The sequence below is a fragment of the Acinetobacter sp. YH12070 genome, from assembly GCF_013419625.1.
Taxonomy (GTDB): Bacteria; Pseudomonadota; Gammaproteobacteria; order Pseudomonadales; family Moraxellaceae; genus Acinetobacter; species Acinetobacter amyesii.
The window spans coordinates 1-25,835 of record NZ_VOZT01000005.1 but is presented as its reverse complement, the minus strand read 5'-3'; the positions used below and the strand labels follow the sequence as shown (position 1 = coordinate 25,835).

Here is a 25,835-nt window from a genome sequence, read left to right as displayed (position 1 = left end):
AGGGCGCTACGGCGTCCTTTTTTATAGACAGATAATTTTAGATTGATGAGTACAATATGAAATTAAAATATTTTGCAATGGCTTCACTTATTGGGCTGGGCGGCTGTGACCAAATAGGTCAAAAAGCCTTAAATGCAATACCAGACCCAAGTGCTGAACAGACTGAAGTTGCCCAAGCTGCCTATGATCAATTACGTGAAGGCAATTTTGAAAAGCTGTACACCTACTTTGAACCAGAACTCAAAGCGAAGTTTGAACAGAATGAAAAAAAGCTGCGTAAATTTGCACGGGGTATTCCGAAACAAGATTACTCACGCAAAAATATAGTGGCAAAGCACATTGAAAAATCGACTGAAAAGCCGTCTTTATATACGGTCACTTATGAGTACGGTTATACCAATAAAAACCTTGTACAGTACGATGTAAGTTTTGATAAACCCGAAGGAAGTAACAAAATTCGAGATTTTAATATTTCAGTGTTTGGCGAAAAAAATAAATAAAGTTTGGAAAAATAAAACAAAGCTGTAAATAAGGACGCCGAAGCGTCCTTTATTATGTCATTAAATTAAGCGGCATCTTTTAGATTAGCAGCATAATTTTTTTGTTTTTCAGTATCAAATTGGCCTTCCCATTTACTGATCACCAGTACCGCAAGCGCGTTACCAATCACATTCAGTACAGTACGTGCCATATCTAAAATACGGTCAATACCTGCAATGAATGCCAGACCTTCGAGAGGAATACCGACACTGCCGAGAGTCGCCAGCAAGACCACGAAAGAAACGCCAGGTACACCTGCAATCCCTTTAGAGGTAATCATCAAGGTCAGTACTAGAATCACTTGTTGGGTGATTGTCAGATCAATCCCGTAAAGCTGAGCAATAAAGATAGCCGCAATACTTTGATATAAGGTCGAACCATCGAGGTTAAATGAATAGCCAATTGGAATTACGAAACTGGTAATCGGTTTCGGAGCACCATAAGCTTCCATCTTTTCCATAATACGGGGGAGGACAGTTTCAGAACTTGCAGTTGAATACGCGAGAATCAATTCATCTTTTAAGATCTTGATAATGGCCCAAACACTGAAGCCACAGAATTTAGCAACTGCACCTAATACAATGAAAATAAAGAAGAAGATTGCACCATAAACTAAAACTGCGAGTTTAAGCAGTGGCACAAGTGAGCTGAAGCCGAAATTCGCAACAGTTGCAGCAATCAAGCCGAATACACCAATAGGTGCAAACATCATGATCATGTGCGTAACTTTAAACATCGTTTCAGAAACAGCGGTCAACACTTTAATTAAAGGTTGTTTTACTTCCTGATCAAGCGCACCTAAACCTACACCAAACATCACAGAGAAAAAGATGATTGGGAGCATTTGACCACTCGTCAAAGCTGCAAAAAAGTTAGATGGAATAAGTGAAAGTATTGTTTGAATCAAACCATGAGAATGTTCACTGACTTCATGTGTTGTTTCTTGATACTTTGAAATATCGACTTGCGTCAATGCAGACATATCAATGCCGGCACCAGGTTGGAATACGTTGGCTGCAACTAAACCGACTAAAATAGCAACGGTGGTAATGATTTCAAAATAAATAATTGTTTTGAAACCTAGTTTACCTAAGTTACTACCGTGACTTGTATTGGCAATACCTAAAATAAGCATCGACACAACAAGCGGAATAACGATCATCTTAATAAGATTAATAAAAATTGAGCCCAAAGGAGTCAAAAAGTTATTAACTAAAGCATCACGATATTCAGGAGAATAGTGTAGGAAAGCACCAACAAGTATACCTAGAATGAGAGCAATCACGATTTGCCAGGCAAGGCTCACCTTAATCTTTTTCATACATCAGCTCTTATGTCAGATTTGGGAGAAAAAAGCCCACAGTCATCCACGAACAAATGTTGCAGACAGACTGAATCCGCAATGACAAAAAGTTCTGAATAATTTGGGAGATAAATACGACAATATTTTGCAGTTTATATGAGAATACAGCCAACGATTTTGATCAAAACCAAACTGTTTGATCGATAAATTATCATTTTAAGTTGTATAAGCGATTCGATTGTTAAGTTTAATTTATAAAACGAATAAAATTGAGTTATTAATAAACACTTCACAAAATTTCTGATTTGCCTAGAAAGATCGAAAAACTAAATGTGAGCCTGTATTTTTCATTTTTATATAGAAGTTTGCTTTATACTTGTGAGGCAGATAAATCAGTGAAAATTCTATAAATCACACAGATTATCCGAAATAAATTTTAGCTTTATATATTTTAATAATAACCAGAGGGCTTGTACGGTGTTGAAAAAATTAGTCGTCATCATCACTTTAATCTTACCTATAACGGCTTGTGAAAAAATCGGCGATTTCTTGATTGCAAAATTCGAATCAAGCCTGCCAAGTGAGACAAGTTCACAGCGTGTGAAGTCAGAAAAATTATTCGTCGCGCTACACGAACCCCATCAAGACACCTTTTTGGCATTGGTTGAAGAAAATGTTCGTGATGCGATGCTGGCAGATCCAGAGCTGTTTTCACGTATGAAAAAACTGATTCCTGCAGGTCAACCTAGCGCTGAGGCGGAAGTGATTCAGCGAATGGCAAATACTCGGCTGGGAGAAGGTGAGACCACAACAATTGTGTATAAATATGATTATCCGCAAAAAGAACTGTATATGAGTGTGGTCTTTGCAGGTCATGATGGGGACGATAAAGTGAAAGGATTCTGGCTTGAAAACGCTGCAGAAAAAGAATCAGATGATTTGGTTACTGAGATCACTTCAGATGCAGATGATTTTGATATTCAAGTGGATGAGGCATCGACTGTCACGCCAAATGCATACAGCTAATAGATGACAGCAAGAATTTAAATTTGAGACATGATTAGATACAAAGCGTTCGAGTCTATGATGAATAGGTTTGAACGCATTTCGCTTGAGACCAGACATGTCTTACAGCACAAACAGTTTTATCTTTTGGCAAACTTTAAACGCCAGACAGCAAGACATAAAAAAATCAGTCCAATACTTGTGAGGTAAAGCAGTTTTGGGATGACGATTACTGTAGGCACACCCATCTGATTGAGTTGAAGGAACATTTGAATGCCTTGGGTCGAAGGTAATGCTTGAGCGAGTATTTGCATCCATTTAGGCATAGCTGCATGTGGCCATGCCGTTCCCGAGAGTAGAAAAAGCGGAATAGAACTAAAAACGATGACATGTCCTGCACGTTCTGGCAGGTCAAGAAAAGTTGCGAGATAGAGGGTCATCGCAATAATACAACTGAGGAAGATGGGCACAGCAATGAACATGCCCCAAAAATTTCCACCGCGTGGATAATCATTCAGCCAAAAGGTAAAACCAAATAAATAGAAGCATCCCAACGTTCCTACGGTCAAAATACACAAGAAGATGCCAGCCAATTGTGTATAGCTCGGACGCCATGCTGTGTTTTGTCGATAGGTCGCAATCAGCATGCACAGACCCAATAAAATCGTCTGATGAATAATTAAGGGTGCAACCGCTGGGAAAATATAGCTGCCGTAGCCTGAAAGTGGATTAAACAATGGAATCTTATGGATAGATAAAGCTGGGCTAAAATCGGATATGTTCTGGAATTTTTCTGCATATTCGCCGAGAGCATTTTCCATCGAACTGGCTAAACCTAAGCCAATTTTTTGCGTCTTTAGAAAGTTTGCAGCACTGAGATATAAACCAATTCCACCGGTTTCACCACGGCGAATGCTATTTGAAAGATTACTCGGCAACAGTAAAATCCCGTCAGCTTGCTGACTTCGGAGCATATTTTCAGCTTCCGCAAAATTACCAGTCACAGCTAGAATTTCTACATTGGGACTATTGGCTACAGCACCAATAATCGTATTGGTGAGTATGCTTTGTTCCTCATCCACCACAATAATGGGGAGCGATTCTGCGTGTTCCGCTTGATAAGCAATGGGATAAAAAAAACTGTAAAGAAAAACAGAAAGCACTAAGGTGGTAAAAATCGAACTGTGCTTAACAATATCTTTAAAGGTTTGAATATAGTGTCTGAGCAAAGTTGATAGAAATGACACGATTTTATTCATATGCTTTGCTCCTTCAGTACTTTCCGTAAAAAGAAGCTGGCAAGAACCAAATAGAACAGACAGTAAATGATCAGGGTGACAAGCGGTGTGATTGAAATGGAGATTGGGCTACCAATGACCCATTGTTCTGTTTGTAATTTGGCATAAGGCGTATAGGGAATAATATTGGCCCAGAATTTTGTAAACATCGGCGCGTTATTCAGCGGCAATGTCACCCCTGCAAAACTCAGTGATGAGCCACCATATACCGCAATAAAACCAAAAGATTTGGTGAGATCACGTGTCGCCAAAACTACAGTAGAACTGATAAAGGCATAGGCTGTATAAAAAAACAATTGCCCGAGCAAAATTAGCAGTAATGAACCCTGAACAAACCACCCTCGAAACACGATTAGCCAGAACATCCATGCCCATGTCCAAGCGGTAAAAATGAAAACATAACTGAGATTTTTAGCGATTAAAGCTTGAAAGACAGAAGTCGGTTTCACCCATTGATTTACAGTGCCATATTTGATTTCTTGACCGACTGAAAATGCGACACAGCAACACAGTAATAAATGCAGAATCGCAGGAATCATGTACGGCTCTAAATAGAACTCATAATTTAAACCTGGATTATATAAAGGTGAAATTTTGACATTGGGTGTCGGTGCATCGAGGTAGGGAATTGTATTTTCTAAATACTGATGACCACTAAAATCGGCCATGGCTTGCAATGTACTTAGCAGCATGGCTGATGAAATACTATTGCCGACACTAAAATAGCTTTGGTTATAGGCAATGCTGACTTCTGCATCTTTTGCTTGAACCAGTCGTTGCTCTGCACCAGCAGGAATATGAATATAGCCCCAAATTTGAGTCTGATTTAAAAGCTTTTCAGCATCATCCATACTGGGTGTAATGGTGGCTACTTTTAAGGTATGGTTCAGCTGCGCAAAATGAGTAATGTTACGGCTTAAACTGCTTTGATCTTGGTCTATGATCGCGATGGGTAAATGATCTGGTTTGCCTTGAGCAAACATATTGGTAAAGAGCAAAATCACAAGGGCAGGGGCAAGTGTGACCATACACAAGTCCCATTTATGCTGCATCAAATAGCGAAACTCACGCAGAATGCCCCTAAACATTATTTACGCTCTTCAATTTTAAACAAAACGCTCATACCCACTTTTAAGTCAGCAATCGGCTGAGCGGGTTTCAGTTGGACTTTAAAACTACGAATGTCATAGCCGCCCGTTTGTCGCGTGGTTTTGATTGTTGCAAATTCACCTTCGGCTTCGATGTGATCAATTTTAAAATCGGCAGATTTGTTCAGTGCGGGTATAAATCCATGCATGGTCTTGAGTTGATACACTTGAGCATACTGGTCTTCACGGACATTTAAGCTAATCCATAAGCTATCATCTTGAATCAGGCTTACAACGGGCACACCCATCGCAACTAATTCTGAAACTTTGCCATAGGTTTTTGAAATGGTGCCATTGGAGGGTGCAAACAATTTGGTTTCCGCCTCAAGTGCATTGGCTTCAGCTAACGCGGCTTGCGCAATCTTGACTTGGGCATCTGCCGAGCTTTGTTGTTGCGGTGTACTGCCACGTTTTGCACGCGCATATTGTTGATAAGACGCTTCTGTCATTTGCGCAGCAGACACTGCGGCAGCTTGCATTTCATCACGGCGTTGTCGTGAAATCACACCTTCTTTATAGAGGTTTTGACCACGTTGGTAGGTGGTTTGCGCCAATTGTTGCTGTGCTTTTAGACTTTGCCAATTGGCATACAAACTATCAATATTTTCTTGTTGAGAGCCGCGTTCAGCTGTGGATTGCAGTGCTTGCGCAGATTGGAGAGCAGCTAAAGCCTGTTGTTTCTTTGCATCGACTTCGGGGCTGGTTAAACGAACCAGTGCTTGACCTGCTTGTACTTTTTCACCGTCATGCACATATATTTCTTCGATACGACTGGGTACTTTTGTACTAATGTGGATGGTTTCTGCCTCTACTCGACCTTGTAATTCAACCTGTTTAGGCTGATAACTTTTCCATAGACCAAATGCGATCAATGCCAAAAGTAGTATCAATATAATGCCAACGGCAATTTTTATCAGTATAGATTTCTTATGTTGGTCTTTTGATGGGGAGAAAGAGTGGTCTTGCTCTAGAGACGTTGAATTAACAGATTCTGTCGGCTTTTTATCCATCGCGATTTCGTCTTGCGTACTACTGTTTTCCATAACAGGCTTTGGTACAACCGTATCATTTGTTGATGTAACAGATGATTTATCCTCAGTTGAGGTGTCTTTTGGTTGATCAGTTGAATCCTGATTCATGTGCATTTCCCCAGTCTAAGTTTAACGGATGTAATCGGTGTGTGATTGATTGATATAGCTTTGGAACTGGTCAATGCTCCCGTGACTTTGTAGCAATGTTGCAAGTGACATCACGTATTTATAAGCATTGAGTGCCATTTCACTTTGTAGCCCGTTCAATGCATTTTGTGCATCAATGACTTGTGTGGCCGTACCCATATCTTCCTTAAATGAAAGCTGTTGAATTCTTAAATTTTCTTGTGCGGCTTTTAGATTTTGCTGTAACAACAGGTGACTTTGCTGAGCGCTGGTGACTTCATTAAATGAGCTATAAATCAGGCTTTCAATTTCTTGTTTGGTACGCTCAGTCATTAACTCAGATGCATAGCGTTGAAGTTCAGCAGCTTGTACGGATTTGTTTTTATCAATACCTGAAAATAAGTTGTAGCGAGCGGCAACACCAACGATCCAATTTTGTTTATCGTCGAGACTATATTCACCAAAGGCAAAGACGTTGGGTTTTTTTGCTGCGCTTTGGGCTTTCACATTAGCACCAGCCAATTGACTGTCCAATTGCATTTTACGCACCAAACTAGACTGATCCTGATAACTTTTTAGTAAGGCGGTTATATTTTGATTGTGTTGCTGATTGATAAATAATGGCGTTGTAAGATCAGTAATTTGGCTGCTTTGCATTAAGTTGTTTAACTTAAATAAGCTAGAGCGGAGATTCGCTTCAGTATTTTGAAAAGTTCTGAGTGCATTATTCTTCGCCACTTCAAATTGCATACGCTGGCCTTTGCTAATAAAACCCTGTTGTTCCATTTTGAGCGCATTGGCATAGTGTTGTTGCATCGCATTTAAATTGAAGCGGCTGCTTTCGACTAATTTTTTTTGTAATTGAGCATTGAAGTAGGCTTGGATTAATTCAAAACGTTGCACATCTTGTTGTTGTTCACTGCTTATCGCGCTGCGTTTGGCTTGGATATTGGCAATTTCCTTGGCGCTAGACGTTAACCCACCGGTATACAGCGGCATCATTACGGAAACGGTAGGGCGGATCACTTGATCATCTAAGACCACTTGGGAAGAATCTGGAATTAATCCGACACCATCACGGATTGGCTGCTGCAGACTGTTTTTTAATGGGTCTGCCAAATCACTCGGTAAGCTTTCATCAATTTTATTATTAATGCCATTACTCAGCGTTTGTTCTAAGTTGTTTTTTAAGGCGCCGAGAGGAATATCGAGTTCATTATGAAAGGCATAGGCACGGACGTTTAAATCCACACGAGGTAAACCAAGGCCTTTAATGGCCTGAGCTTGAAGTTCGGCAGATTGTTGTAGCGCTTGGTTGGCCTGAGTACTATACGAGCTGGTGAGTAGACTTTGTTCTGCTTGGCTATAACTGATACTTTGCGCAAGTACGGTGGGGCTAAAAAAGCCACTGAAACAACCAAGGCCAAGCAGCAATCCTGAACGAAATGTATGTTTAATTTTTATAGAATAATCTGTTCGAGGTAAAGGCATAAAAACACACTCACAGCTGGGATGGGTTCATTATAGTCATTGTGATGAAGTTGGGTAAATTCACTAAGTTGTTGTATTGTTTCATATACATATGTAAATAAATTTTATCTTCGCAGCGCACGTCATTTTCTCACATCAAGACCTTAAATTAGCATCAATTCAAGGGATAAAAAATATCAGTAAATCTAATAATTTGAATTAAGAAGAATTAATTTTGATCTTTATTGAAATTTTGACTTTAAATGTCAGACAGCATTGGAATATTTTCAGCTTTAACTACTGCAAGCACGCGTCAGATATGGTTAAATGCCATCATTTTATTGTGTTTCACTTTGAAAGGAAAACTCATGCGCGCGTACAACTTCTGTGCTGGTCCTGCTGCATTACCCACTGCCGTTTTAGAAAAAGCTCAAGCTGAAATGCTTGACTGGCAAGGCAAAGGCCTTTCGATCATGGAAATGAGCCACCGTAGTAAAGACTATGTCGCTGTGGCAGAGAAAGCAGAAGCTGATCTTCGTAAGCTGATGAATATTCCAGACAACTATAAAGTGTTATTCCTTCAAGGTGGCGCATCACTTCAATTCTCTGCGATCCCATTAAACCTATTGGGTAAAAACAGCAAAGCAGACTATATCCACACTGGTATTTGGTCTGAAAAAGCGTTGAAAGAAGCACAGCGTTATGGCGACATTAATGTTGTTGAAGCGGGTACCACCATTGACGGTAAACTTGCGATTACTGATCAAAGCACTTGGAACTTATCTGATGATGCGGCTTATGTGCATTATGCAGATAATGAAACTATTGGTGGTCTTCAGTTTGCCAACATTCCTGAAACAGACAAGCCATTGGTTGCCGATTTTTCATCAAGCATTTTATCTGCACCATTAGACGTCTCTAAGTTCGGTTTAATTTATGCAGGCGCTCAGAAAAATATTGGTCCGGCTGGTTTAACTTTAGTGATTATTCGTGATGATTTATTGGATCAAGCGAAAGCAGATATTCCAAGTATCTTGAAATATTCAGCTCAAGCGAAAAATGGTTCAATGGTGAATACACCATCAACTTATGCATGGTACTTATCTGGCCTCGTTTTTGAATGGTTACTTGAGCAGGGCGGTGTAGACGCAATTTATAAAGCGAATATGGCAAAAGCTGAATTACTTTATGGTTATATTGATTCAAGCGATTTCTATGCAAATCCAATTGCAAAAGAATTCCGTTCAATCATGAACGTACCATTTACTTTGGCGAATCCAGAATTGGAAAAACAATTCTTGAAAGAAGCTGAAGAAAACCACTTGCTGAATTTAGCTGGTCACCGTTCAGTGGGTGGTATGCGTGCAAGTATTTATAATGCTGTTCCGCTAGAAGGCGTTCAAGCACTGGTTAACTTTATGGATGACTTTGCAAAACGCAACGCATAATCCTAAAGGCATAAAAAAACCGGCAAATGCCGGTTTTTTTATTGAATAGATTAAAAAATAAAAGTATGTAACACGTATGCACAAATCAGCATACCTAACATAAAAAATAAGCAGGACATTGGCTCGATTTGATATCGAGATTCCATGTGATGGTCAACTTGTGATAAGTTTTCTTCTTGCACGACTTTCATAGATATTCTTTCCGATCTATTTATCGTTAATTACTATTTCTTAAACGCATTTTTAACATAATTATTTGATTAAATAAAGTACTATCTGCCATAAACTTACTAAACTATTTAGTTCATTTAAAAATAAGCAACCGAATTGCTAAATTTAGTTTCATAAATTTCCTATCTTATTTATTTATATTAGATTTTTATATTTTATCTTTTGCAGATGGATTTATTTTTCGTCATTATTTTGAATTTAATATTGTGGATAAGTTATTTTAATTTGAATTTAAAAATAGAATAAATCGACTATCTTGTGGATAAAAAATATTCAATCATTTAAATATTCAGCGAATACACATGATTAGCGAGAAATAAAAAAAACCGCACTGAGGCGGTTTTTTTTATTTGAAATAGGTTTTTTGAATTCAAATTAGGCAGATTTCGCGTAAATATTGGCTTGTATCCACAGGTTGCCACGAATATATTGCCCAACATTGAAATCTTTATGCGCCGGATTTCGTGTTGCAACACGAACAATCACCGCTTCTTGGTTTTCTTCGTGGATTAAGGTCACATCATACAGCGTGTAGTCTTGCTCTTTAAATTGCATGGCGGTTTTGCCAACAATATGCCCTTGGAACCATGCTTCGTCTTCTTGGCCAAGATTTTCACCATATAGGTATGCAACCATTTTAGAAAAATCGACGGTCACTGGCGCTTTGTCATCTTCAGACTTTGGTTGCCATGCTTTAATTTGTTCGTGTAAATCTGCAGGGGCAACACCATTATTTGCTGCCAAGATATCGTTTAAAGCACGATGATGTTTAATCGATGCAGGATCATCAACGACAAGCTGTTCATGTTCTGCGACAGCTTCGAGTTCATAGGCCCAAGCATTGAGTTGCACACTGTAGCTTGCATCTTTTTCATATTGGTCGTGATTGACGCTATATAAACTATCAAAAGCATACACACTGGTATTTGCGCCTAAGTCGAGGCAAAGCACAGCTTGCGTATTGGATTTACAGGTAATAATACGTTCAATGGTGGCTTTGGTTTTATATGGGCTATCAAAACTTGGAAATGCAGTTTTAACGGCTTTAGGTTTATTATTTTCTACCGCAATCACTTGGCACAGTTGAATCGACGCTTGTGATGGACCTTGAATCAGCCAGGTACTTTGATCCATATCAGATTCTTGTGCGCATAAGCCCATCGGCATAATGGGTGCATCCAATGCCTGACCCAGCCAAACTGGTACATCCGTTGTCGGGTTGCCGGTGAGCAAATTCCAATGTTCAACATGACTACCAAAAGTTTGATCTTCAATAGTGATAATTTCAGGGCTATTTTGTTTTTTCATATGCACAATTGATATTGGGTTGGTTTCATAATTAATAAATCGAGGGTTATTTGAAATTTTCAAGTCACCGACGTCATATTTATCATGAAATCATGCATAAAAAATGTTTTCAGTAGGATTTAAATGTAAAAGCATTGGAAAATAAGCCCAAGTTGGACTCATTTTGCAGCTTTTCGATTCTCATAATTAGAGAAATGTAGATCCATTCAGCGGATGCAGATCCCCAAAATGTCATGTAGATTTGTTACTATGAGTCATGTTTAAAAGTGAATGGAAAATCAGTGCTGCCATTTAAATTATGGGTGGATGCAGATGCGTTACCACGCATTTTACGTGATGTGATTATTCGGGCTTCTGATCGTTACCAGTTAGAAGTCACTTTTGTCGCCAATCAAAATGTTGGGATAACGCCTTCGGTGCGGATTAACTCAATTCAAGTCATGAGCGGGGCAGATGCAGCGGATAAAGAAATTATTCAGCGCATGAAAGAGCACGACATCGTGATGACACAGGATATTCCACTTGCTGCTGAAGTGATTGAGCGGGGCGGTATAGCGATACATCCACGCGGTGAGATTTATACCACAGCAAATGTCAAAGCTCGTCTACATTTACGCGACTTTATGGATACATTACGGGGCGCAGGTGTGCAAACTGGTGGTCCAGCACCGATTTCTGAACGTGATAAGCGCGAATTTTCCAGTAGCTTAGATCAAACCATTCAAAAGCAAAAACGCAAAACGGCACAGAAGTAAAACCATGCCATCTAAAACAAACCTCGCGACGACCTATGCGTTGTTGGTGTTCATTTGGTCGACCACGCCACTTGCCATTGTTTGGAGTGTCAGTGATATCAATGCGTTTTGGGCACTGACATTACGCTTTTTTATCGCATTACCCTTGGCTGTCGCATTATTGTTTATTTTTAAACATAAACTGCCGATGGATAAAACCTCGCTGCACAGTTATTTGGCAGGGGCGTTTAGTTTTATTGGTTCTCAGATTTTTACCTATATGGCAACAGCCTATCTCAGCTCAGGCATTATTGCCCTGATGTTTGGTTTGGCACCAATTATGACGGGTCTGATCGGTCGTTTCTTCTTTCATACCTATCTGCATCGCTTGCAATGGATTGGGATGTTGATTGCCGTCTGTGGTTTAGCCATTATTTGCTTAGGCGGCAGTGATCAGCACGTACAGCCTGTTGGTATCGTCTTAATGTTAATGAGCGTGTTCGTCTACTGTATGTCGATTTTTTGGGTGAAAAAAGTCAATGCACCTTTGCAGCCCATGTCTCAAGCCACAGGTTCGATTCTTATCTCAGCACTATTTTCTGCTGCAATGCTACCGTTTATTTGGCAATATGCACCGACACAGATGCCTTCGACCAAAGCACTCATTGGCTTATTTTATGCAGTGATTATGGCTTCATTGATTGCAATGTTTTGTTATTTCAAACTGGTACAAAACATCAAGGCGACAACTTTGTCTTTAACAACGGTACTTACACCGATGCTCGCGATGTTGTTCGGGGCACTGTTAAATGATGAAAAATTGATCTTGATGGTGTTCTTGGGGGCGATTGTATTGTTGACCGGTTTATTTGTGTATTTCTACAAAGATTTACAGGCAAGTCGTGAGCTTGCCCGAAAAACACAAGCTCCGAATTAAAGCTTCTGCTGAGTCAGGGCGATGCATTCAGCCAATTTAACCCGGTCTTGAGGGAGCAGCGTGATAAAATAGGCACCCGTACGATATAAGTTGCTTTCTTCTTCACGGCTATAAACCACTTGTGCTGTTGCCGCAATATGGAAGAAATTTTCAGGGTGGCTTAAGGTCACATGGATATAAGTACCTTCTTTAATCGCGCGTTCGCTAAAAAAGCTCAAACCAGTCTCTGAGAAATTCACATGCTCAGGCACTGGTAACATGCTTTGTACAATTGCGTCGTATAAAGAACCCGTAATAAGGTTTAACTTTTGGTTAAATAAGGATAAGATTCGAGCAATTTGTTGATCTTTCTCAGCTAATTGTTCTAATTCGTAGTTGAGTGCATGATCAAATTGATCTAATTCAGCAAGTAGTAGAAAATAGCGCGGCAATACAAAATTAGGATCGTAAGGATCATTCAGTGCAACATCATCAGAGATAATCTGATAGTTGATGCGCAAAGCAGCATCGATACGCGACATTACACGGCGTTCAGTTTGAACGCTTTGATGCTGTAAATTTTCCATAATATATTACCTCGGACTAGATGGTTATGTTTAAACCAATCTCGCTGTATATAGGGTTGAGATACACTCGCGCTCGGCGCAGTAACCACTTTATTTCTTTTATTGCTCTGGTATCCATGATCGGCCTCACGCTTGGTGTGGCAGTCCTTATTACAGTTTTATCTGTGATGAATGGTTTCGATCGTGAGCTGAAAACTCGTGTCTTAGGAATGATACCTCAAGCCACTGTTTCTTCAACACAAATTTTAACAAATTGGCCTGAACTTGCAAAAAAAATTGAGCAGCATGAGCATGTTCAAGGGGTCGCACCATTCACCCAATTACAGGGAATGTTGACGGCACAAGGTCAAGTGTCTGGCATTATGGTCAGTGGGATTGAACCGCAGTATGAAAAAAAGGTATCAATTATCCAAGACCATATGGTGGAAGGCAGTATCGATAACCTGAAAAAAGGTGAGTTTGGTATTGTCCTTGGCAAGCAAATGACAGATGCCTTAGGTTTAGGCTTGAATGACAGTGTGACCTTAGTGCTTCCTGAAGCAACTCCTTCGCCGGCTGGGGTCGTTCCGCGTTTTAAACGATTTAAAATTGTGGGTATTTTCAGTATTGGTGCAGAGGTTGATTCGATGATGGGCTACGTGGCCCTGAACGATGCGTCGACTTTATTAAGACTGCCAGATGGTGCGCAAGGCATCCGTATGAAGTTGGATGATATTTTTGCAGCGCCACAAGTGTCTCAAGAAATTGTGCGTGATCTACCTGCAAACTTCTATGCTTCTGACTGGACTTATACACACGGCAACCTATTCAGCGCGATTCAAATGGAAAAGGCAATGGTGAGTTTATTGCTGTTCCTGATTGTATTGGTTGCAGCATTTAATATCGTGTCTTCATTGGTGATGGTGGTTACTGATAAAAAATCCGATATTGCCATTTTGCGTACTCTAGGCGCTTCACCGGCTACAATCACGCGGATCTTCATGGTGCAAGGTACAGTGATTGGGGTGATTGGTACGGTGTCTGGGGCGATTTTAGGGATTATCGCTGCATCGAGTATTAGTAATTTAGTCGGTTGGTTGAATACAACATTGGGCTTAAATATGTTTGATGCTTACTTCATCAACTATTTACCGTCTTATTTAAGATGGCAAGATGTTGTGGTGATTGTGTCCTTATCATTGGGTCTTAGCTTTATCGCGACTATTTATCCGGCTTTACGTGCAGCTAAAGTTCAACCTGCAGAGGCTCTACGCTATGAGTAATTTAGTTTTAGATGCCCAAAACATTACCAAATCTTTTACTGATGGGAAGTCTACAGTCGATGTGATTCGTGGACTTTCATTACAAGTCAAAGCGGGTGAGTTTGTTTCGATTGTGGGGTCAAGTGGTTCTGGTAAAAGTACGTTGTTGCATGTATTGGGTGGCTTAGATCGTCCAACATCGGGTCAAGTGTTGATTAATGGTCAACGCTTTGACACTTTAGGTGAAGCAGAGCGTGGATATATTCGTAATGAGCATTTAGGTTTTGTATATCAATTCCATCACTTACTACCTGAATTTACCGCCTTTGAAAATGTGGCGATGCCATTAATGTTACGGAAGTCGAGTAACTTCAAAGAAGTCAAGCAGCAAGCTGAATACCTGTTGGAACGTGTTGGACTTTCCCACCGCATGACGCACAAACCCGGCGAACTTTCAGGCGGTGAACGTCAACGTGTGGCTTTGGCCCGTGCATTGGTAGCAAAACCTAAGTTGATGATGGCTGATGAGCCAACAGGGAACTTAGACCGAAAAACCGCAGTGAAGATTTTTGAGTTGCTATCTGAGTTGCGTAAAGAATTTAACATGGCCATGTTAATTGTGACCCATGATGAATATTTAGCTCAATCTGCTGATGCGATTTTGCATATGCAAGATGGTTTATGGGTAGATGACTAAGCGCTAAATTGATTTCGCAAAAATTAGTGGATTAAGATTATTTGATTGAAGCTCACCTCGGTGGGCTTTATTATTGCCAGCACATAATAAAAATAATGATGACTCATGTTGCAAAGCTTTTGTATTGGCTGGATTTTAGGCATTTCTTTTATGGGTTTCAGGTTTTGGAATCCACAACTCTCGACAGCTCAGTTGCTTTTTATTGTCCTGATTTGGCTAGTGCTACAGCTCTACATTTCACCAAAACTAAAAAGTATCTTTTCGAAAATCTTACAGCTCAGTGCAAATCTTTGCATAGGTGCAATTCTCGGCTTTAGTTTCGCCAATACTCAACTCGATCAGCGTTTGGCATTGGTTGAACATCAGAGCAGACAAGGCGAGTTTATAGCGTATATTCCACAGATCAGCCAACTCAAAGACCAAGCAATTCAGCAAAAAATTGAAGTGCTCAATGTGAATCAGCAGATTCAATATTTTATGGCGTATTTACCCAATTCAATTTTGCAAAATAATGAACAGACGATTCAGTTGGTCCCTGGACAATACTATCGTATGTATGGTGAGTTACGACCTACCCAAAGCTATGTGACAGAAGGTGCATTTGACCAAGAGCGGTGGAGCGTACAGCAAAATATACATGCCAGTTTAAAGGTGAAGTCGGTGGAATTAATACCACCTCAACATGTGATTGCGATGGGCTATGGGCAGCAGTATCAACGACATCAAGGTGTGCTACACCAGTTCAAAATAAAAGTCGAACAACAACGTTTATATTTAAGAGCGTTTATATACCAACAACCGCTACGGAATCATGGCTTGCTGTTAGCACTGCTTACAGGTGATAAAAGTTTACTCACTGAAGGCACCAGTGAATTATTTCAACGCTTTGGGATGAGTCATTTATTGGCGATATCTGGTCCGCATGTACTGGTTTTTGCCAGCATGCTCTGTTGGGCGCTGCAGTTAGGTATCCGTAAGTATTGTCCCAAAATCTATCTCAAATGGCCCAAACAGTATGTTTTGGTCGTGCCCTTTATCTTTTGTGTCCTTCTATATTGTGCATTTACCGGTTTTGAAATACCGGCGCTGAGAACGCTGACGATTTGCCTTGTCGCAAGTAGCATGCTTTTGTTACGGCAAACCATTCAGCCTTTTCAACTGCTGGTTTTTAGTGCCGCAATGTTATTGCTCGTGGATCCCTTTAGTATTTTATCTGCAGCATTTTGGTTGTCTTATGGTGCATGCTTTATTTTACTGCGGATTTATCAAACCTTAAGGAAGCATATACTGGCTCAAACAGAAGTCAGTTTTTGGCAAAAGTTAAAACATTCAATGTGGTTGATGGTGGAATCACAATGGAAAATCTTTGTTGCCTTATTTCCATTGATGGTGATTTTTTTCAAGCAAGTCACGTGGATTAGCCCACTAAGTAATTTATTTGCCATCCCGTGGTTAGGGGCTGTGGTGGTTCCTTTAGATATCATCGGAGGGGCACTTTCATATATTTCTACACCTTTGGCGCATTTGGTCTTTTTATTCAATGATCTGTGTTTAGAAGTGTTACATGTATTTCTCTATGGCTTAGATCGACTCTTTGCACCACAAATGCAAGATGTCGCATTGACGTCCACTCAGATCGTACTGTTGATACTCGTCATAGTAATCTTATTTTTACCTGAAGGAATCTTGCCAAAATATTGGGCGGTCATTGCCTTTTTTGCTCTGTTTATTCCATGGAAAAATTCAGCAAATTTTCAGCTTTCAATTTTAGATGTGGGACAAGGGCAGGCGATCTATATCCGTTCTGTAGATCATCATATGATGGTGGACTTCGGTGGAAACTATGATGAAAGTCAATTTAGTGTCGGGCAGAATATCATCCGGCCATTTTTGAGTGTGAATGGTGTCCATCGACTAGATCGGGTGTTATTGACTCATTTAGATCAAGACCATAGCGGTGGTTTTTTCTCATTGGAGCAACAGCTTGATATCGGGCAGCTTTCAAGTAATGAGCGAGTACAAACCACGAACCAAGTTCCACAGCGTTTATGTCAGCGTGGTCAGCAGTGGAATTGGGATCAGCAAGTCTATTTTGAAATACTCTCGCCAAAGCCTGAAGATCTGACAAATGCCCAATGGAATGCCAATGAACGCTCTTGTGTAGTGTATGTGACGGTCAAAGGCGTCAATGGACCAAGACATTTTCTATTGATGGGGGATGCGGGTTGGGAGACTGAATATCAAATATTACGTGATTATCCAGACCTAAAAGTCGATATTTTGGTACTTGGACATCATGGTAGTCAGCATAGTTCATCCTATGCGTTTTTAAACCATTTTAAGCCCAAGTTGGCGATTGCTTCTGCGGGGCGATTTAATCGTTATGGACATCCTGCAAAGATGACCCAAACACGACTCAAACAATTAGATATTCCACTCTTACAGACCGCACAAAGTGGAAGTATTCATTTCAAGCAAAATAAACAGCAAATTGAACTAATTGAAGAGCGGACAAAGTATAAATGGCTCGATCTATATCGCAGGCTATCTAAAGAATCTGAATAGAAAACTGCTTCAAGTATATTGCTTGAAAATGTCATTCTGTCACATTTTTCATTTTTTGCTGTCTTTGATATTCCTCACGAATATCACGAATGCGTTGAGCAGCCTCTTCATCACTAATATTGTATAGATTTCTCAATTTTGGATTGGCTTTAAAGCGTTTATAGCTCCAGTGATAATGCTCTGGGTAACGATGGATTAAATCTTCCACTGCTTTAAAGATAACCATCGAGCCATCATCTGCATTACCTTGATAAATATTGTCATCGATAGGTTCGATATGCATATCAAAACCATGATTATCGTTACGAATGGCATACAGTAAGAGCGCACGTGCTTTGGTTTTTTGAATTAGTTTTGCACTTAAGTTGCTGGTTTTTAGTGGAATACCAAAGTATGGAATCATTTCGCCGCCGGCATTGGGGGTATGGTCTGGCAAAATCACCGTCGTCCCACCTTGTTTTAAGGCTTTGAAAATTTGACGTACACCTGATTCATCCGTAGGAACCAATATTGCTTGCTCACGGCTTCGAGCAGCACGGACAAAATTGTTGGCAGATTCACTTTTTACCGGCTTGTACATGATGGTCATTTGAGTGTACTGCGCAACCCATGCATTCATGATTTCCCAAGTACCAAAATGTGGTACCACGAGTACAACGCCTTTTTGTAGGGCGAGCGCTTCATGTAAATATTCAGCGCCATGTACGTGATGAATTCGTTGAATATTTTTTTCTGTACTTGCACCCCAAATGTTAAAAAATTCAAAATAAGAACAAAGTTCGTTTCGAATCGCTTGTTTAGTGAGTTGAATGCGAGCTGACTCTGATAATTCAGGCAATGCAATTTTAAGATTGCGTTGAATCGTAGAGTAGGTTTTAGAGATTTTTAAAACATTGACTAACCCAGCCAAACCTTTTGCAATTAATCTAGAAATTTGAATAGGTTGACGGCTGATAAATTTTAACAGGTGATATGTGGTGTCCTGTGAATTTTGGTCGGTCATCTTATTTAAGTCTGAAAGAAATGAAAGAAAATTTAAAATAATTATAGGGGAAAATGAATTGATTAGACAGTTATAGCGATTAGCGTGTATATAATGACTACAAATTAACGATCAAATGGGTTTTTTTATGTCCGAATGGCCACCAAAACCTGAAGAAAAACAGCAAAGTTCTTCAAACAATATCCAGCAGCCAACTGGAAATGAATGGAAAATATTAGAAAAAGCCGTGCTTTCTTCCGTTGAGGAACAACGTAGAGCACGTAGATGGGGTATATTTTTTAAATTTTTAACCTTTGCTTATTTGCTATTTATTATCATTGCGATGGCGAAAAGTTGCAGCATGTCATCATCAGATCCTGCAGCAACAGCGGGTTCACATATTGCCGTGGTTGATATCATTGGGACCATTGCAGCGGACAAGCAAAGTGTAAACAGCGCAAATACCATCAAAGCTTTGAAAAAAGCTTATGAAAATAAACAAAGCAAAGCCGTTGTTCTAAATATTAACTCACCGGGTGGCTCACCTGTTCAGTCTGATGAAATCTGGCAAGAAATTCAGTACTTGAAAAAAGCCCATACCGATAAAAAACTGTATGCCATTATTGGTGATACTGGTGCTTCAGGTGCGTACTATATTGCGTCTGCTGCAGATGAAATTATTGTCAATCCTTCAAGTTTAGTGGGTTCAATCGGCGTGATCATGCCGAATTATGGTGTTAGTGGTTTGATGCAAAAGTTCGGTGTAGAAGATCGCACTATGACTTCGGGTGAGAACAAAGCGATTTTATCCATGACTCAACCTGTCGATGCTGCACAAAAAGCACATGTTCAAGGTGTACTCGATAACGTTCATGCGCATTTCATTAATGCCGTGAAAGAAGGTCGCGGTAAGAAATTAAAATCAAATGATCCGGCTATTTTCTCAGGTTTATTTTGGACAGGTGATCAGGCTGTGAAGCTGGGTATTGCTGACCGTACAGGTAGTTTAAATAGCCTGAAACGTGAATTGAAAACTGAAAAAGCCGTAAACTACACCATTGAAAATAGTCCATTTGATTCTGTGCTAGGTCGTATGGGAAGTTCATTTGGTCAAGGTTTGGCAAGTGCATTGTCACAACAGGTTCAATCTGAAAACAGCACGAAGTTACAATGAAACCGTTAATTCATTTTGCGCACGCCAATGGCGTGCCATCACAGGTTTATCAAAAATTGTTTGATTTACTGAGTGATGAATATGATGTGATCTATGTGCCGTTACTTGGGCCAGATAAGCGTTACCCAATCGATAACCATTGGAAAAGCTTAACACAGCAGGTAATAGACAGTATTGTACGTCAGGCCAATGGTCGTAAGGTGATTGGATTAGGTCACTCATTAGGTTCGGTTTTAACATTTCAGGCTGCGTTACAACGCCCAGAATTGTTTGAACAAGTGTTAATGATTGATCCGCCTATGATCATGGGTAAAGAGTCTTTTGCTTTGCACATTGCAAAACTCCTCAAACTTAAAGTCCTCGATAAAATGTCGCCCGCAGGCTTGTCTAAACGTCGTCGTGATCATTGGGACAGCCGTGAACAAGCAGCAGAGCTTTTAAGGCCGAAAGGTTTTTATAAAGATTTCGATCCAGACTGTTATCAAGCTTATATTGATCATGCCTTGATGGACGATAAACTGCGTGGTGGGGTGGAATTGACGATTTCACGTGATGATGAGGTTCATATTTTTCGAACCAATCCTTCGCTGTGGTGGTTACCACAGGCTCAACCACAAGTGCCTGTGCAGCAGTTAATTGCAGAGCAGGGGCCATTTTTGGCTCGGCACTTTCCACAAATGGTCGAGAAAAAATTTGCGATTCCATTTAAAGTGGTTGGTGGGAGTCATATGTTTCCATTAGAAAAACCAGTAGAAACGGTGGAGCTGATCAAACAAATGTTAGCGGTTCATGCCAAACATGAATGATTAAATGTAGTCAAATAAAAAACGCATCCAAGGATGCGTTTTTTATTTCTATTTAAAATAGATAAAACTGATTTTAAAACTTGCAGAATTGAACAGGTGCTTGCATCGGTTGATTGCGATATAACACCCCATCAGCAGTATGTTGGATCGTACCATTACAGATCCATTCTGCGACTTGAGGGTAAATCACATGCTCAAGCACGTGAATGCGATCTGCTAGACTTTCAGCATGATCATGCACATTGACTTTAAGCACACCTTGAGCAAGCGCTTGGCCAGCATCTAGCTCTGCAGTCACGTAATGAACTGTACAGCCATGGAAAACATCACCAGTGTTTAACACACGTTGATGAGTATGCATGCCTTTATAATTTGGCAACAAAGAAGGGTGGATGTTAATCATTTTCCCTTCCCATGCTTTGACAAATTTTGAGCTTAAAATGCGCATAAAGCCTGCCAAAATCACCAAGTCAACATCCCAGTCGAGCAGTTGTTGATGCATCACATCATCAAAAGCTTCACGACTTGGATATTGCTTATGTTCAATGACTGCAGTTGCAATATTTGCTTTTCTTGCACGTTGCAGTGCAAAAGCGTCAGGTCTATTGGAAATCACCCCAACGATTTGACCTGATAGATTGGCATCGATCAGGGCTTGCAGGTTAGATCCGCTGCCTGAAACAAGTACAGCAATTTTAATCATGAACGTTGCTTATGCGAAAACTACACGGATTTTTTCGTCAGCGCCTTCAACAGATTCAGCATTATCTGCAATGTGACCCATTGTGAATGCTTTTTCGCCAAGGCTATTGAGTAATTCAACTGTTTTGTCAGCATCGGCTGCATCAACCACGAGAACCATACCTACGCCACAGTTAAATGTGCGGTACATTTCAAATTGTTCAACACCACCTTCTTTTTGAAGTAGTTTGAATAATTCTGGCCATTCCCAAGATGCTTCATTCACTACCGCTTGAGCACCATTTGGCAGTACGCGAGGTAAGTTACCCGGTAAACCGCCGCCTGTGATGTGCGCCATAGCGTGTACATCCACTTCTTTCAATAACTGAAGAATTGGTTTTACATAAATACGTGTTGGTTCCATTGCTGTATCTGCAAGTGGACGACCATCAACGATTTGAGTAAGGTCAACATTTTTCACATCTAAAATTTTACGAAGAAGTGAGTAACCGTTTGAGTGTGCGCCAGAAGATGCAACACCAACTAAAACGTCACCCGCTTTAACTTTAGAGCCATCAATAATTTTACTTTGCTCAACTACACCTACGCAGAAACCTGCAAGGTCATAGTCTTCGCCTTCATACATACCTGGCATTTCAGCAGTTTCACCGCCAACCAATGCACAACCTGCAAGTTCACAACCCGCACCGATACCAGTCACAACATTTGCTGCAACGTCAACGTTGAGGTGGCCAGTTGCATAGTAGTCAAGGAAGAACAGTGGTTCAGCACCACATACAAGAAGATCGTTTACGCACATTGCAACCAAGTCTTGACCAATTGTGTCATGACGGTTCAAATTCAATGCTAAACGCAATTTTGTACCAACACCATCTGTGCCAGATACGAGAACAGGTTCTTCATAACCTTTAGGAATTTTACAAAGAGCGCCGAAGCCGCCTAGGCCGCCCATTACTTCAGGACGTGCAGTACGTTTCGCGACAGATTTGATACGATCGACTAACGCGTCGCCCGCTTCAATGTCGACACCTGCATCTTTGTAGCTTAAACCAGTGTTTGGGGTAGAAGTTGAGTTGCTCATAATGAAGTCTCCGCATTCGCGCGGGGATTATAACCTGAATATGCAAAACTCTTATGCTATTTCGCACTAAAATGTTATCTTTATTAAAATATTTTCCTTTCTATAACGATTACATTGAAAAAAGGTGACTTTATATGGGTGATCGCACCTTGCGCCGAATATTTATTCTTGCTGGGATAGCATTGATCATATGGGTTTTATACTTATTAAAGCCTGTAGTTGTTCCTTTTATCGGCGCATTTCTAATTGCATATTTATTTAGCCCTTTAGTCGATAAATTACATAATATTGGCTTGCCGCGCTGGTTATCTATCAGTTTGGTCTTTATTGGAATTGGTGTCGCTATATTCCTTGCAATGTGGTTCCTCGTACCACTGGTATGGGAACAGTTGATGTATGCGAAAAACAATATTCCAAGCAATATTCATTGGGTCAACTATACATTCCTGCCGTGGTTATCAGAGACATTTAATCTTGTACCGATGGAAATTGATACAGAGCAAATGTCAGCAGCGATCATGGAGTATATTCAAACCAATTATAGTGCAGACAGTATTCAAGCCATGTTATTAAAAGTGGCTCAATCAGGTCTGAACTTCATACAAATTGGTGGCACGATTGTGTTAATTCCAATTATTGCCTTCTATTTCCTATTAGATTGGGAACGTATGTTAGAAAACATGCGTCGCCTTATTCCACGCAAATACGAAAAAAACACATTAACCATCGTAGGCGAATGTCATGAAGTTCTAGGCGCATTTGTAAAAGGCCAGTTCTTGGTAATGTTCTTATTGGGCGTTGTATATGCGGTTGGACTTCAATTGGTGGGTATTGAGGTCGGCATCATCATCGGGATGATTGCGGGTTTAGCCAGCATTATTCCGTACTTGGGTTTTGCAGTCGGTATTATTTCGGCAGTTGTGGCATGTCTATTCCAATTCGGTTTGGATTGGGTGCATTTAGCCTTAGTGCTGGTTGTCTTCATGGTGGGACAGGCGATAGAAGGTTATATCCTTCAGCCATTCTTATTGGGCGACAAAATTGGTTTGTCTCCAGTGGCTGTGGTTTTTGCAGTACTTGCAGGCGCACAATTGGCAGGACTGCTCGGAATGCTCATTGCATTACCCGTTGCAGCGATTATTGTGGTGTTATTACGTCATGCGCGTGAAAATTATGAGAAAAGTAATTTATACCGAAATGATGTACTCGTAGTGAATGATGCTGAAATTGGCACATTAAGCGTAGAAACCAATCAAATTGCTGTCGATATCGAGCTCAAAAATCAGTCTGCAAATTCGCTGCAAGATCCTGAAATTTCGAGTAACATTGAACGATCAGAACATAAAGATTGATAAGGCTAAAATATAGATATGCGTCAATTGCAGTTAGATATAGAACCTCAGCTCGATGCCCGAATTAGTGATTTTTCTGGGCCGAGTTGGGGACATGTAATCGATGGTGTACGTCAATTACATGCAGGATTAATGAATCGTTTCTATATCTATGGCGGAGCTGGCACAGGAAAAAGCCATTTACTCTCTGCAATATGTGACTCCTATTTAGAAATTGGCAAATCAGCAATTCAAGTTTCATTGCTTGAATTGCTCGATGCGCCCACTGAAGCGATTACTTCGCTCGATCGCTATGACTTGGTGGCTTTAGATGATATTGAAGCCATCAGTGGAGTTCCACATTGGCAAAAAGCCGTTTTTCACCTGATTAACTATAATAACGAAGAAGGTGGTCAATTGGTCTTTTCATCTCGACTGGCGCCAATTGAACTCAAACTTGAACTGCCAGACCTACAGTCTAGATTAACTCAGGCTGTTAGTGTGAAAGTGCCGAATGGTAGCTTATACGCAGACCGTCAAGCGCTCGTTAACTCTGTTTTAGCGCGACGTGGCATCCATATGGATCAACAAATTGTGGATTATTTGTTGGCACATGGGCCGCATCAGGCGTCTATTTTACTTCGCTCTTTAGAACAACTGATTCAGATGTTAAAAGGTGAAAAAGTCAAATTGAGTCATGCCAATTTAAGACAAATTTTTGCCCTAATTGATGAATATCGGTAAGCAATAAAAATTCTTGAGTAATTACTCAAGCTGTGACAAAGTACATAAAAATATTTTAATGTTGCAAGGATTGTGCAACTTAAGAATAAAAAGATAAAAAATATTTAAGGAGATGGATATGCTCAAACAGAGCATAGGCATTGGCATGCTTCTCATGGCAGGTCATGCATTTAGCGCAGAAATTACCGTTACAACCACTGAAGATGTTGTAAAGGATGACAAGGAATGTTCACTTCGTGAAGCCATAGAATATATCAATAATGGTATGCCAGAAGCCGGATATAATGGTTGCGGGGGTAAAGACGCCTATGCCTCAATTTCTCTGAAAAAAAATGAAGTTTATAAACTCACTAAAAAAATTGAGGCTCTAGACTAACATATCTATTCTGCTAGTCTAGAGCCAAATTGATATTAAAGCGGAACTGAATCTGAAAACGGCGTATGACAGTAACGTCAATGAAGATGTTGTACTCGGTCTTAATAATGCCGTCATTGAAATGACGGGTAAGGATCAAATTTTTAATATTAATGATAGCGAAAAAGAACTACTTGCAATCAATTTTAAAGAAATTTCATTTAAAGGATGTAAGCAAGATCAATGTGCTGATAAAGGCGGCATCATTTTTAATAATGAAAAACTCACACTTGAAAATGTAAAGTTTGAAGATGGCTATGCACGACTTGGTGGTGCAATCTACAATGTTGGATTTTCAGAAGATGGCGCAGCTGTAGCGAGCCGTCTATATATACGAACCACGATTTTTCAAAACAACAAAGCGGTAGATGGCGGGGCAATTTACTCAGAAGCACCGGCTTATGAAATCTATACATCTTTGTTCAAAAATAATGAAAGCAATTCTGGTCGAGCGATTGTTTACAATCAAAATGGGCTCGCAGACATTAGCAAGTTGGTGTTCAGTAACCCTCAAAATATCATTGCCAATAGTACCTTTTTCAAAAACAAAGGTTTTGCTGTTAACTTACGTGATGGTTTAGCACTCAATAATATTACAGTACTGAAGAACAGTGGCGGTATCGAACTAAATAGTACCTCTGAGCATGCTTATTTAGCCAATAGTGTGGTGATTGGTAATGCGCTCAGTGGTACCGCTCAAGATTGTAAAGTCTTGAACTCAGGAACGTAAGCGTCCGCTGAACACACCTTCTGAATTCATCCTATAAGCCTTAATTTAGTCCCCACTTAGAAACAAGTGGGGACTAAAATTTATGACTACAAATAATCAGACATCCATCGCATCTCTTGCGAAAAAACGAAGAACATACAGTGCTGAATTTAAACAGCAGATCGTTCAGGCTTGTAAAGCACCGGACGTTTCAATTGCTTCAGTCGCTTTGCAACATGGATT

General features: G+C 40.2%; 25 protein-coding genes. 15 read left to right on the top strand and 10 right to left on the bottom strand.

The window, feature by feature from the left end; all coding sequences use genetic code 11:
- Positions 1–56: 56 nt before the first annotated feature.
- The gene (locus FTU17_RS02555) at positions 57–500 is read left to right on the top strand and encodes a DUF3887 domain-containing protein (RefSeq protein ID WP_180134612.1); all 444 of its coding nucleotides are present in this window, start codon (positions 57–59) and stop codon (positions 498–500) included.
- A gap of 65 nt (positions 501–565) precedes the next feature.
- On the opposite strand, the gene gltP is transcribed toward FTU17_RS02555, so the two are convergent.
- Positions 566–1,861: a glutamate/aspartate:proton symporter GltP gene (gene gltP, locus FTU17_RS02550; RefSeq protein ID WP_078190399.1), complete on the bottom strand. Its 1,296-nt coding sequence runs from the start codon at positions 1,859–1,861 to the stop codon at positions 566–568.
- Positions 1,862–2,320: 459 nt separating this feature from the next.
- Between gltP and FTU17_RS02545 the strand changes: the two genes are divergently transcribed.
- Positions 2,321–2,869, top strand: a complete 549-nt coding sequence (locus tag FTU17_RS02545) for a hypothetical protein (RefSeq protein ID WP_180123760.1) — start codon at positions 2,321–2,323, stop codon at positions 2,867–2,869.
- Positions 2,870–2,988: 119 nt separating this feature from the next.
- Here the strand turns inward: FTU17_RS02545 and FTU17_RS02540 are convergent, their stop codons facing one another.
- The 4 genes from FTU17_RS02540 to FTU17_RS02525 are packed head-to-tail and all read right to left on the bottom strand — an operon-like array spanning position 2,989 to position 7,942.
- Positions 2,989–4,107, bottom strand: coding sequence for an ABC transporter permease (locus tag FTU17_RS02540; RefSeq protein WP_180003322.1), 1,119 nt, complete (start codon positions 4,105–4,107; stop codon positions 2,989–2,991).
- Complete coding sequence (locus FTU17_RS02535; protein ID WP_180003320.1) at positions 4,104–5,234, bottom strand: ABC transporter permease; 1,131 nt, start codon at positions 5,232–5,234, stop codon at positions 4,104–4,106. The genes FTU17_RS02540 and FTU17_RS02535 overlap by 4 nt, the downstream gene beginning before the upstream one ends.
- Positions 5,234–6,433, bottom strand: a complete 1,200-nt coding sequence (locus tag FTU17_RS02530) for an HlyD family secretion protein (protein WP_373684050.1) — start codon at positions 6,431–6,433, stop codon at positions 5,234–5,236. Before FTU17_RS02530 ends, FTU17_RS02535 begins: the two co-directional genes overlap by 1 nt.
- Positions 6,434–6,454: 21 nt before the next feature.
- Entirely contained in the window at positions 6,455–7,942 is a 1,488-nt protein-coding gene (locus FTU17_RS02525; protein ID WP_180134611.1) for a TolC family protein, read from the bottom strand.
- 347 nt (positions 7,943–8,289) lie between these two features.
- On the opposite strand from FTU17_RS02525, the gene serC reads away from it, so the two are divergent.
- Positions 8,290–9,369, top strand: coding sequence for a 3-phosphoserine/phosphohydroxythreonine transaminase (serC, locus tag FTU17_RS02520; RefSeq protein WP_078192058.1), 1,080 nt, complete (start codon positions 8,290–8,292; stop codon positions 9,367–9,369).
- Positions 9,370–9,975: 606 nt separating this feature from the next.
- On the opposite strand, the gene FTU17_RS02515 is transcribed toward serC, so the two are convergent.
- Entirely contained in the window at positions 9,976–10,908 is a 933-nt protein-coding gene (locus FTU17_RS02515; protein WP_180009976.1) for a hypothetical protein, read from the bottom strand.
- A 266-nt stretch (positions 10,909–11,174) separates the two neighbouring features.
- On the opposite strand from FTU17_RS02515, the gene FTU17_RS02510 reads away from it, so the two are divergent.
- The gene (locus FTU17_RS02510) at positions 11,175–11,663 is read left to right on the top strand and encodes a YaiI/YqxD family protein (RefSeq protein WP_372491130.1); all 489 of its coding nucleotides are present in this window, start codon (positions 11,175–11,177) and stop codon (positions 11,661–11,663) included.
- 4 nt (positions 11,664–11,667) lie between these two features.
- Positions 11,668–12,579 (top strand): DMT family transporter, encoded by a 912-nt coding sequence (locus FTU17_RS02505; protein WP_180134610.1) that lies wholly within the window; start codon positions 11,668–11,670, stop codon positions 12,577–12,579.
- Here FTU17_RS02505 and FTU17_RS02500 read toward each other — a convergent pair.
- Complete coding sequence (locus tag FTU17_RS02500) at positions 12,576–13,145, bottom strand: PilZ domain-containing protein (RefSeq protein WP_078190390.1); 570 nt, start codon at positions 13,143–13,145, stop codon at positions 12,576–12,578. The two genes, FTU17_RS02505 and FTU17_RS02500, sit on opposite strands and share 4 nt — an antisense overlap.
- Before the next feature lie 26 nt (positions 13,146–13,171).
- Between FTU17_RS02500 and FTU17_RS02495 the strand changes: the two genes are divergently transcribed.
- From FTU17_RS02495 to FTU17_RS02485, 3 genes are all read left to right on the top strand, one after another.
- Positions 13,172–14,407 (top strand): lipoprotein-releasing ABC transporter permease subunit, encoded by a 1,236-nt coding sequence (locus FTU17_RS02495; RefSeq protein WP_078190389.1) that lies wholly within the window; start codon positions 13,172–13,174, stop codon positions 14,405–14,407.
- Positions 14,400–15,083, top strand: coding sequence for a lipoprotein-releasing ABC transporter ATP-binding protein LolD (gene lolD, locus FTU17_RS02490; RefSeq protein WP_111883937.1), 684 nt, complete (start codon positions 14,400–14,402; stop codon positions 15,081–15,083). The genes FTU17_RS02495 and lolD overlap by 8 nt, the downstream gene beginning before the upstream one ends.
- Before the next feature lie 105 nt (positions 15,084–15,188).
- Positions 15,189–17,648, top strand: coding sequence for a DNA internalization-related competence protein ComEC/Rec2 (locus FTU17_RS02485; protein ID WP_180134609.1), 2,460 nt, complete (start codon positions 15,189–15,191; stop codon positions 17,646–17,648).
- 31 nt (positions 17,649–17,679) lie between these two features.
- On the opposite strand, the gene FTU17_RS02480 is transcribed toward FTU17_RS02485, so the two are convergent.
- A complete protein-coding gene (locus FTU17_RS02480) occupies positions 17,680–18,651 on the bottom strand; it encodes a lysophospholipid acyltransferase family protein (protein WP_180124323.1) in 972 nt (323 codons plus the stop codon).
- Between the two features lie 127 nt (positions 18,652–18,778).
- On the opposite strand from FTU17_RS02480, the gene sppA reads away from it, so the two are divergent.
- Both sppA and FTU17_RS02470 read left to right on the top strand, forming a co-directional pair.
- The gene (sppA, locus tag FTU17_RS02475) at positions 18,779–19,804 is read left to right on the top strand and encodes a signal peptide peptidase SppA (RefSeq protein WP_078190385.1); all 1,026 of its coding nucleotides are present in this window, start codon (positions 18,779–18,781) and stop codon (positions 19,802–19,804) included.
- On the top strand, positions 19,801–20,610 hold the full coding sequence (locus tag FTU17_RS02470) for an alpha/beta fold hydrolase (RefSeq protein WP_180134608.1): 810 nt from the start codon (positions 19,801–19,803) through the stop codon (positions 20,608–20,610). The genes sppA and FTU17_RS02470 overlap by 4 nt, the downstream gene beginning before the upstream one ends.
- 73 nt (positions 20,611–20,683) lie before the next feature.
- On the opposite strand, the gene purN is transcribed toward FTU17_RS02470, so the two are convergent.
- Both purN and purM read right to left on the bottom strand, forming a co-directional pair.
- Positions 20,684–21,313 carry a phosphoribosylglycinamide formyltransferase gene (gene purN, locus FTU17_RS02465; RefSeq protein WP_180040183.1) on the bottom strand — a complete coding sequence of 210 codons (630 nt, stop codon included), beginning with the start codon at positions 21,311–21,313 and terminating at the stop codon, positions 20,684–20,686.
- Between the two features lie 9 nt (positions 21,314–21,322).
- On the bottom strand, positions 21,323–22,393 hold the full coding sequence (gene purM / locus FTU17_RS02460; RefSeq protein WP_078190382.1) for a phosphoribosylformylglycinamidine cyclo-ligase: 1,071 nt from the start codon (positions 22,391–22,393) through the stop codon (positions 21,323–21,325).
- Positions 22,394–22,527: 134 nt separating this feature from the next.
- Here purM and cxpE point away from each other — a divergent pair, with 134 nt between their 5' ends.
- The 5 genes from cxpE to FTU17_RS02440 all read left to right on the top strand — a co-directional run.
- Positions 22,528–23,745, top strand: a complete 1,218-nt coding sequence (gene cxpE / locus FTU17_RS02455) for a chloramphenicol efflux transporter CxpE (RefSeq protein ID WP_180134607.1) — start codon at positions 22,528–22,530, stop codon at positions 23,743–23,745.
- Between the two features lie 18 nt (positions 23,746–23,763).
- Complete coding sequence (gene hda, locus FTU17_RS02450; protein WP_078190380.1) at positions 23,764–24,468, top strand: DnaA regulatory inactivator Hda; 705 nt, start codon at positions 23,764–23,766, stop codon at positions 24,466–24,468.
- Positions 24,469–24,586: 118 nt separating this feature from the next.
- Positions 24,587–24,844 carry a CSLREA domain-containing protein gene (locus FTU17_RS17365; RefSeq protein WP_218955521.1) on the top strand — a complete coding sequence of 86 codons (258 nt, stop codon included), beginning with the start codon at positions 24,587–24,589 and terminating at the stop codon, positions 24,842–24,844.
- A 121-nt stretch (positions 24,845–24,965) separates the two neighbouring features.
- Positions 24,966–25,613 carry a hypothetical protein gene (locus FTU17_RS17360; protein WP_218955520.1) on the top strand — a complete coding sequence of 216 codons (648 nt, stop codon included), beginning with the start codon at positions 24,966–24,968 and terminating at the stop codon, positions 25,611–25,613.
- 82 nt (positions 25,614–25,695) lie between these two features.
- The coding region (locus FTU17_RS02440) for a transposase (RefSeq protein WP_151813106.1) at positions 25,696–25,835 on the top strand (140 nt) is incomplete at its 3' end.

Excerpts from the sequence above, each read along its gene's own strand:
- FTU17_RS02555 (WP_180134612.1), top strand. The coding sequence starts at position 57 with ATGAAATTAAAATATTTTGCAATGGCTTCACTTATTGGGCTGGGCGGC.
- gltP (WP_078190399.1), bottom strand. The coding sequence starts at position 1,861 with ATGAAAAAGATTAAGGTGAGCCTTGCCTGGCAAATCGTGATTGCTCTC.
- FTU17_RS02540 (WP_180003322.1), bottom strand. The coding sequence starts at position 4,107 with ATGAATAAAATCGTGTCATTTCTATCAACTTTGCTCAGACACTATATT.
- FTU17_RS02535 (WP_180003320.1), bottom strand. The coding sequence starts at position 5,234 with ATGTTTAGGGGCATTCTGCGTGAGTTTCGCTATTTGATGCAGCATAAA.
- FTU17_RS02530 (WP_373684050.1), bottom strand. The coding sequence starts at position 6,433 with ATGAATCAGGATTCAACTGATCAACCAAAAGACACCTCAACTGAGGAT.
- FTU17_RS02525 (WP_180134611.1), bottom strand. The coding sequence starts at position 7,942 with ATGCCTTTACCTCGAACAGATTATTCTATAAAAATTAAACATACATTT.
- serC (WP_078192058.1), top strand. The coding sequence starts at position 8,290 with ATGCGCGCGTACAACTTCTGTGCTGGTCCTGCTGCATTACCCACTGCC.
- FTU17_RS02515 (WP_180009976.1), bottom strand. The coding sequence starts at position 10,908 with ATGAAAAAACAAAATAGCCCTGAAATTATCACTATTGAAGATCAAACT.
- FTU17_RS02505 (WP_180134610.1), top strand. The coding sequence starts at position 11,668 with ATGCCATCTAAAACAAACCTCGCGACGACCTATGCGTTGTTGGTGTTC.
- FTU17_RS02500 (WP_078190390.1), bottom strand. The coding sequence starts at position 13,145 with ATGGAAAATTTACAGCATCAAAGCGTTCAAACTGAACGCCGTGTAATG.
- FTU17_RS02495 (WP_078190389.1), top strand. The coding sequence starts at position 13,172 with ATGTTTAAACCAATCTCGCTGTATATAGGGTTGAGATACACTCGCGCT.
- lolD (WP_111883937.1), top strand. The coding sequence starts at position 14,400 with ATGAGTAATTTAGTTTTAGATGCCCAAAACATTACCAAATCTTTTACT.
- FTU17_RS02485 (WP_180134609.1), top strand. The coding sequence starts at position 15,189 with ATGTTGCAAAGCTTTTGTATTGGCTGGATTTTAGGCATTTCTTTTATG.
- FTU17_RS02480 (WP_180124323.1), bottom strand. The coding sequence starts at position 18,651 with ATGACCGACCAAAATTCACAGGACACCACATATCACCTGTTAAAATTT.
- sppA (WP_078190385.1), top strand. The coding sequence starts at position 18,779 with ATGTCCGAATGGCCACCAAAACCTGAAGAAAAACAGCAAAGTTCTTCA.
- FTU17_RS02470 (WP_180134608.1), top strand. The coding sequence starts at position 19,801 with ATGAAACCGTTAATTCATTTTGCGCACGCCAATGGCGTGCCATCACAG.
- purN (WP_180040183.1), bottom strand. The coding sequence starts at position 21,313 with ATGATTAAAATTGCTGTACTTGTTTCAGGCAGCGGATCTAACCTGCAA.
- purM (WP_078190382.1), bottom strand. The coding sequence starts at position 22,393 with ATGAGCAACTCAACTTCTACCCCAAACACTGGTTTAAGCTACAAAGAT.
- cxpE (WP_180134607.1), top strand. The coding sequence starts at position 22,528 with ATGGGTGATCGCACCTTGCGCCGAATATTTATTCTTGCTGGGATAGCA.
- hda (WP_078190380.1), top strand. The coding sequence starts at position 23,764 with ATGCGTCAATTGCAGTTAGATATAGAACCTCAGCTCGATGCCCGAATT.
- FTU17_RS17365 (WP_218955521.1), top strand. The coding sequence starts at position 24,587 with ATGCTCAAACAGAGCATAGGCATTGGCATGCTTCTCATGGCAGGTCAT.
- FTU17_RS17360 (WP_218955520.1), top strand. The coding sequence starts at position 24,966 with ATGACGGGTAAGGATCAAATTTTTAATATTAATGATAGCGAAAAAGAA.